Here is a 7,687-nt window from a genome sequence, read left to right as displayed (position 1 = left end):
GAAACGGCTATCGAATTGTCGCACCGGGAAAGTACCAACTTGCCTAAACGAAACGGCCTTTTTTGTAATACGCATGCCCACATCCTCAACCTTGTTCTTGTTATTCGTGCTTTTGTATCAGGAAACCTGCTCGCAACTCACCATCATCAGTTCGAACTTGTGCAAGCACAGTCAATGAGTTAAGTACAACATGCTCGTCGACCGGCTACTTTGCGGCTGGTCGGATTTTAGATAAATAGACGTCCTTTAGTGGTCGGCCTTATAAGGAAGCTAAGTTTATCCTCCGTTCTAAAAACCACCCACTGTAACCTACGCACTTTGGAGATCACTATCCAGCTAATGGTAAGCCGTGTAAGTGCACGATGCAGGTCGTCAAGTGAGCAGAAACCCTCCATCGAGGACGATGGACTGCCCTGTCATATAAGTCGCGCTAGGGCCAACCAAATACAGAACCGCTGCAGCAATATCCTCCGCCCGCCCATAGCCGAGTGGTAGACGCAGCGCATCACTTGCCGGCCCGGTAAAAGTGCTCCCAGCCAGCAGCGCGGCTTGATTATAGGAATGGAAACGGACCTTTCCAGGAATTGCGCCTGGCAGAACCTCGTTGATCAGTATGGAGTGTGCGGCGTAATCAAGGGCCGCAGAGCGGACCAGCCCACTCACGCCGGCTCGTGAAGCTGCATAGGCAGCATTGCCATGCAGGACAGGATGCCTTGCACCCATCGTGGTGATATTGACAATCCGCCCACCGTGCCCTCCCGCAACCATTTGCTTTATCCCTTCGCGCATGCAAAGAAATACTGATCGAAGATTCACCGACTGGACTTCATCCCACAGGCTCAACGGGAACTCATGAAGTGGGCGATTTGCATTGATTGCAGCACAGTTAACTAGAATATCCAAATCCCCGAAAGTACTGCGAACCTGGTCGAAGAGCGCCAGGACCGAGGCTTCCGACTCCACATCTACATTGAAGCCCGATGCCTGTCCCCCTGCGTCCCGAATGTTCTGGACGGTGGCTTGAACAGTCGCTTCATCATTATCAACGAGTACCACGGTGGCACCTGCTTCGGCCAGAAGCAGAGCCACCTCGGCGCTTGAATTTGCACCGCTGTCGGTCACGACAGCGACTTTTCCATCCAGGCCAAAGAGTCGCTGCAAGCGATCGGAGTTCATATTCCATGCTCCGCAACTTGCCAGACAAGCGGTACCCGCGTCACACAATTCACCATCCCGCCCTCGAAGCGCGGTTGCTCACCGGGCTTGAGCTGGAAATCTGGAATACGTCTGAACCACTCCTCCAGGAAAATGCGCAACTCTGCACGGGCCAACAAGGCTCCCGCGCAACGATGTGGCCCGTTGCCAAACGCCGCGTGTTGAGCGGCATTTTTGCGTTCGAAGTCTGCATGCATAGGGCAAGCAAACTTGCGCTCGTCCATGCCATGCAAGATGGGACGTATATAAAGCCTGTCACCAGCCTTGAACAAGACATCCTTGTATTGGAAGTCGCGCATTATCAGGCGCGCCGTACTTGAAGGCGCAAACATTCGCAACATTTCTTCTACTGCGGTAGGAATCAGCTCCGGCTTTTCTCGAAGCTGTTGACGCAGCTCAGGATGACGCGCCAAGTGCAGAGCAGTGAAGCCCATCAATGACGTAACGGTATCCAAGCCGCCAAACACCACATTGGCCAGCATTCCGTTGATCTCTTCTGGAGTCATGGAGCGACCGAAGACCTGAGCGTTCACGATCGCACTGATCATGTCTGCACCAGGCCTCTGCTGACGTTGTTGGATAATCGAGCCGAGATAGCCGAAGAGTTGCTGCTGAGCCCAAGCCTTGCGCTCGGCATTACCGCGCACGGCTTCCTCGGTCCAGGCAAAGAGGTCGTCCAGATCTTCCAGAGGCAGATCCACCAGGCGCATGAAGATCGTAATCGGAAGCTTCTTTGCAAATTCGTCAATGAATTCGCATTCTCCACGCTCGCGGAAAGCCTCGATCAGCGACACCGTCAGTTCACGTATACCGGAATCTAGCTCGCTGACGGCCTTTGGCGCCAGGAAGCGATTGATGACACTACGGTAGGCGGCATGCTCAGGCGGGTCGGCCTCCAGCGGGAGAATGCTGAGCATCTCCGTAGGTGGGAGCACAACATCAGTCATGGAAAAAGGATCATGATTCTTCTGTACGAACTCGATGTCCTCAGCGCGAGTCATGATCCAGTGCCCGCCGTTGTGTGGGGTCCAAACAATATCCGGCCCGTTATGCAGGAGCTTCCAAGCAGCATTGATGTCTGTCTCGCCTCCAGGTGGATTGGCGAAATCCCAATCCACCACTCTTTGCGCAGGGACGTGGGCAGGTACGGGAACAATAGGAGTTGCTGCATGCGACATCATTTTATCCTCAAAGGATTTAGCGAGGTCAGTCAAGCCTCTTGGTAGACACTGTTCTGATGGCTCGGGATGCGAGTCAGCCAGCCAGATACCCTCCATCGGCATAAATAACCTGAGCTGTCACGTAACTGGCCAGTGGGCTTGCGAGGAAAAGCACCACTCGAGCGATCTCATCGGGTTCTGCTGGCAGGTCGGTAAGAGGGACCCTGGAGAACCATGCTTCGCCCAACTTACGCAAGTCCTCAGGAGACAAGCCGACCTGCTGTTGCCCCGTGACGGGAGCGGCCGCCGGAGTACGGGTACCACCAGGGCCAACGGCATTGACGCGAATGCCGTGCGGACCCAGTTCAACGGCAAGCGACTTTGTCATCATCGCTACGCCAGCCTTGGCAGTGTTGTAGTCCACTTTGAAACGCACGGGGTGCGCTGCCGCCGTAGAGGCGATGTTTACCATCGCGCCCCCGTTGCCTTGACTGATCATCTGTTTTGCCACGGCCTGGGAGAGGAAAAACACCGCCCGAGTATTTACTGCCATGAAACGATCCCAGTTCTCCTGGGTAATAGATTCCCAAGTAGACCACCCCCGCAAGGCCGCGTTATTGACCAGAATATCGACCGATCCGAACGTCTGGACGGTGGTATCAACAATACGTTGAATGTCTTTTTCGCTGGTGACGTCTGCGGCAACCGCTATGGCTTTGCCACTGGACTCGGCAATCAGAGCCAGCGTTTCGGCGCACGCCTGTTCAGCAAGGTCAACGACTACCACCGAAGCGCCAGCATCGGCCAGACGACAAGCTATAGCCTGACCGATTCCACGCGCAGCGCCCGTCACAATGGCGACCTGGCCTTGTAAGTCGACAAGGCGATTGGTCGAAATAAAATTCATACCCGCTCCATTATCTGGAAATTTTTGGTCGTGCTGACAAGCCACGCGTTATAGGCGTTTCTATCAGGCGAAAATCGGTTCGATAGGCAAACGGTCCTGTGGACTCAGGCCATGCTCTTCCTCGGTTTCCCCCCATGCGAACCACACTATCGGCTTACGAGTTTCGCCAACGCGTCGCATAAAACCTTCCTGCTGAGGGGTCGGCGGGTGTTTGCGCATCATGTCTGGCATTGCGCCGCGAGGATCAGGAGTGAACTCCCACTTTTCACCGTCGATTACAAAGTCGATGCGCTCGGCAAAAGGCGATCCTTCCCGAGGAGTAACAAACCCTGTTATGTCTCGAGTAGCGACCACTTGCTCGCCATCCGTAAACACGGCAAAACCCAGTGGGCCATTGCCCAGCATGAAATGACCACATTCATAACTGCCATCTTCGTAGCGGGTACTCCAGGTATACCAGACGTTATGGCCCTGATGCTCCATCACGAGATCTTTATTCTTGTACAGATTTCCACCCTGCCCCATGTAGGTCTGATCGAAGGCAATCATGCCTTTGCAGGGCCGTCCCTTAATCTCGCCTTTCAGTTCGAAAATCTGCGAAACATAGTAGGTGCCGTAGTCACGGCCAGGCAGATACCAGTGCAACCCCGGCTTCAGAATGGGGCCAGAAAGACTAAAAAGACCTTCCTCATGCCATGAGCAACTTGACTCATTGAAAGTGATACGAAATGGGCGTCCGCTAGCGCCTGCCGCAGATTTCCAGACTGCATCCTTACCCTCCAGGGATATCTCACAGTCATCGGTGGTGGCCTGTAGCTGCATCGAGTTCAGGTCAAAGCGCAACTGTTCTCCGTCAACCTCAGTCGACATCACAAGAAGAACTGCAGGAGGCTTGGAGAGTGCGGAATCATCTGTTGCAATCCCGGTAGCTACGCCCTCACCGTGGTGGGACACCCGCCGACAGATTTCAAACATCTCGCCGTCATCGGTGCGTATACAACCATAAAGGAAGGTTGCTGACGGATACAGACCAAAGAACCCGCGTGTGGAAACCATAGCGGCTGCATCAACCTGATGTGCACCTGCCATTTGTTGGAAGAAATGGCCCCGAGGGTAGACAGACTGGAGCTTGGGCATAGAAAAAATTCCGCATTATTGTTCATTATTAGGAACGTCGTACGAGATAGTAACCGCACGGAGAGAGACGATATATCGGCCATATCAAAATGGACCATTGCACACCACACAATAATCCAGTCCTCTTCCCAGACCCATGCAGTCCGATCAGCTACGTCATCCGCTATACGAAGGACCGATAACCCTATAGATTTCAAGTATCGACTAGTGACAAGAAGACCAAAATGGCCCTAGATAAAATCCACGCCATGCGCGCCTTCGTCGCGGTGATCCAAGCAGGCAGCTTCACCAATGCAGCTCGCCTGCTCGAAATATCAGCCCCCTCGCTTTCGCGACAGATCGCCGAACTGGAGCGCACCCTTGACGTACGGCTTATTCAGCGAACCACCCGACGTCTGCAGTTGACCGCAGAAGGACAGATCTATCTGGAGGGGTGCGAAAGGTTACTGGAACAGATGGACGAATTGGATGCTGAGGTACAGACCAATAGACGACAGCTCCATGGCCTTCTGCGTATCGCTGCGCCAGAGATGCCCAAACCTCTGATCACGGTGCTGAAGGAGTATATGGACAGCTATCCAAACGTAAAAGTTGAGGTAGACATACTCAACCGGCCCGTCGATATGGTGGCGGAGGGGATCGACCTGTGGATTCATATATTTGGCCCAATCCCACTGGGCTATATCTCTAGGCCCATCGTGGACCTGCCGTTGGCAGTGTGTGCATCACCTGATTACCTGGCTCGATTCGGTGCCCCCCTTCATCCTCGTGAACTGTCAGACCACCGATGCATGCATACCAAGCTGACCCGCGAAAGCAATCCATGGTGTTTTGAGAGGGATGGCGAGTCTTGCAGCGTGCAATTGCTCGATGGTCTGGTCACCAACACCGGAGACCTCCAGCGAGAGCTAGCCCTCGCTGGTCATGGCATCGTTCGATTGCCGTTGGTCTACGTGGCAGACGACATTAAACAAGGCCGCTTGCTGACATTGCTTGAAGGTTGGAAACCGCAGGCTTCAGTTTTAATCAGTGCCGTCTATCCCAGCGCGCGATATGTGCCAACCAAGGTCAGCGCCTTTGTAGAGTTTCTACAACACCACGCCATGTCCCTCGCCCACAGCCCGGTCAGCAGATCGAAACAGTAGAACCTCACTCGCCTTACGCTGATCGCCGGCATCATCCCCACGTAGAGCCATGAGATCTTCTGTGTCGATTGACTTCAGCAGCAGACTCGCTATTTCGCTCGCCCTGCCATCACTGTCTGCCCTTGTGGCTCGCTGTTGAATTCGATATCCCGCCTTGACTGTCGAAAAGATCGCACCACCCGATTAATACAGTTGTATGACATTATCCATCGTAGATGCACAAGACACCTTGCTCTGTCAGCCGAACAAAAATATAAATGGCGTGCACGTATATGAACGTGCGACGATTTAATCTCAACACGCTGCAGCCTTCACAAAACTGCCATGGCCAGCCTATAGATGCCTGCCGGTAAGCAGCCAGCTGCAAAGCATAGACACACACTTCCAGCCCCAAAAAATAAAAAGAGTGAGGTGCAACATGCGAATTATTCAAAGGACCGGCCCGTCAGCCTACATGTCGGCGCCCTTCCTGCTCGCCGGGCTTGCCCTGGCGATGGGCCAGGTTGATACGGTTCATGCGTTCAGTATCGACAGTGGTAATCCCGATCTCACCATGAGCCTGGACACCACCGTGCGTTTTAACAATGGATGGCGCGTCTCTGGTCGCGACAAGAATCTGGCGAACAATGTCAATGTCGATGAAGGCAACTACCTGTTCGACAAAGGTGACACCATCTTGTCCCGCCTTGATCTGTTCAGTGAATTCGACCTCAATTGGAAAAACCAGTATGGCCTGCGCCTAAGCGGTGCAGCCTGGTACGACAATAATTTTCCCGACAAAAGCGAGAGTGCTCCCGGGCTGGAAGCCCAGGCGAACTATCGCAACAATCGATTTTCCAGCGTGGTTAATCGCTACTATTCAGGACCGTCCGCTGAGTTTCGGGATTACTTTGTCTGGGGTAATTTTAACATCGGCAGTACGGATCTGAACGTGCGAGCGGGTAGCTTCGCCTGGCTGCCGGGAGAGTATCTACTCGGTAATGGCAGCAGCATCTCCTACTCGATGAGTCCGAACGATGGCCTGCTTAGTGATCTCAGTCCCGGCGCCTCAGCCAAAGAAACCGCCTTGCCAATAGGTCAGGTCGCTACAACCTGGCAGTTGATTCCAGAGCTGTCGGTGATGCTGCAGTACACGTACGAATTTGAACCTTCGCGCGTTTCGGAAGGCGGAACCTATTTCGCCGTCGCCGACGGTCAGCTACGCGGGCCAGACTATCTGGCTCCGAACGTGGCACGTCATAGTCCGAAGGAAGGCGATAACGGCGATGTGGCGGTCGGGCTGCGCTGGTCTCCTGAATGGGCCTCGGACAGCAGCTTCGGTCTGTGGTATCGAAAGTTCGACGACAAAAATGCGAGCTGGGCAAACCAAGTTGTCATTCGAAACCCAACGGCACCGTATGCACGGGCTGTCTACGCCAAAGACATCGAGCTATACGGTCTGACATGGAACGGTGTATGGCAGTCTGTTGGCATTGGTGCAGAAGTGAACTACCGCAAGAACATGCCGCTAAACTCCACCGGTCAATTCATCGCTGTTGGCCGGCCGGAGCCAGGCAATCTAGACGGCGCCCGAGGTGAAACCGTGCACGCGCTGCTCAGTGGCGCCATCACGATCAACCAGAATGCATTGTTTGATAGTGGTGCAATTGCCGCACAGCTGGATTACACGCATCTCGTCAAAGTGACGGACAACGAACAGTTCTTCAACGCCAGTGATAGCGAAGGTGGCTCGGTGGCTGGACGCTGCGCCAATAAGGAGTTGCTGCGTAACTGCTCCACGAAGAACGCGGCCTCGGTAGGCGTCAACTTCACGCCAGTTTGGCAGCAGGTGCTCCCCAGCATTGATCTGTCTTTCCCAATGTTCGTCAACTATGGCCTATATGGCAACCCAGCGGCTAACAACGCCGGTATCGCGCCGGAAGACTCATACCTCATCAAGGTCGGCCCACGTCTGGAGTATTTCGCTGGCACCATGAAACACCAGTTCGATCTTGCTTACACTGCCCGTGGCGGCCGTACTGGTCATATCGGGGGTGCGGACGCTTACAGCGGGCTCGCGAACCTGCATGACCGCGATACGCTAATTCTCACCTATCAAACTGCATTCTAACGGGAGCTATTAT

Annotated in this window: 7 protein-coding genes; 3 read left to right on the top strand and 4 right to left on the bottom strand. The window is 54.1% G+C overall.

Annotated elements, in window-relative coordinates:
* The coding region (locus HDC32_RS31895) for a hypothetical protein (RefSeq protein ID WP_218571065.1) at positions 1-183 on the top strand (183 nt) is incomplete at its 5' end.
* Between the two features lie 189 nt (positions 184-372).
* On the opposite strand, the gene HDC32_RS31800 is transcribed toward HDC32_RS31895, so the two are convergent.
* The 4 genes from HDC32_RS31800 to HDC32_RS31785 all read right to left on the bottom strand — a co-directional run bounded on the left by HDC32_RS31800 (position 373) and on the right by HDC32_RS31785 (position 4,419).
* Positions 373-1,176: an SDR family NAD(P)-dependent oxidoreductase gene (locus HDC32_RS31800; RefSeq protein ID WP_145338882.1), complete on the bottom strand. Its 804-nt coding sequence runs from the start codon at positions 1,174-1,176 to the stop codon at positions 373-375.
* Entirely contained in the window at positions 1,173-2,393 is a 1,221-nt protein-coding gene (locus HDC32_RS31795; protein ID WP_218571064.1) for a cytochrome P450, read from the bottom strand. The genes HDC32_RS31800 and HDC32_RS31795 overlap by 4 nt, the downstream gene beginning before the upstream one ends.
* A gap of 76 nt (positions 2,394-2,469) precedes the next feature.
* Positions 2,470-3,282 carry an SDR family NAD(P)-dependent oxidoreductase gene (locus HDC32_RS31790; protein WP_145338883.1) on the bottom strand — a complete coding sequence of 271 codons (813 nt, stop codon included), beginning with the start codon at positions 3,280-3,282 and terminating at the stop codon, positions 2,470-2,472.
* A 63-nt stretch (positions 3,283-3,345) separates the two neighbouring features.
* Complete coding sequence (locus tag HDC32_RS31785) at positions 3,346-4,419, bottom strand: hypothetical protein (RefSeq protein WP_145338884.1); 1,074 nt, start codon at positions 4,417-4,419, stop codon at positions 3,346-3,348.
* A gap of 224 nt (positions 4,420-4,643) precedes the next feature.
* On the opposite strand from HDC32_RS31785, the gene HDC32_RS31780 reads away from it, so the two are divergent.
* Complete coding sequence (locus HDC32_RS31780) at positions 4,644-5,564, top strand: LysR family transcriptional regulator (protein WP_145338885.1); 921 nt, start codon at positions 4,644-4,646, stop codon at positions 5,562-5,564.
* Between the two features lie 418 nt (positions 5,565-5,982).
* Positions 5,983-7,674: a DUF1302 domain-containing protein gene (locus tag HDC32_RS31775; RefSeq protein ID WP_145338886.1), complete on the top strand. Its 1,692-nt coding sequence runs from the start codon at positions 5,983-5,985 to the stop codon at positions 7,672-7,674.
* Positions 7,675-7,687: the final 13 nt, after the last annotated feature.

The organism is Pseudomonas sp. JAI120 (genome assembly GCF_014207255.1).
Classification (GTDB): Bacteria; Pseudomonadota; Gammaproteobacteria; order Pseudomonadales; family Pseudomonadaceae; genus Aquipseudomonas.
This window is presented reverse-complemented; position numbering and strand designations above follow the sequence as displayed.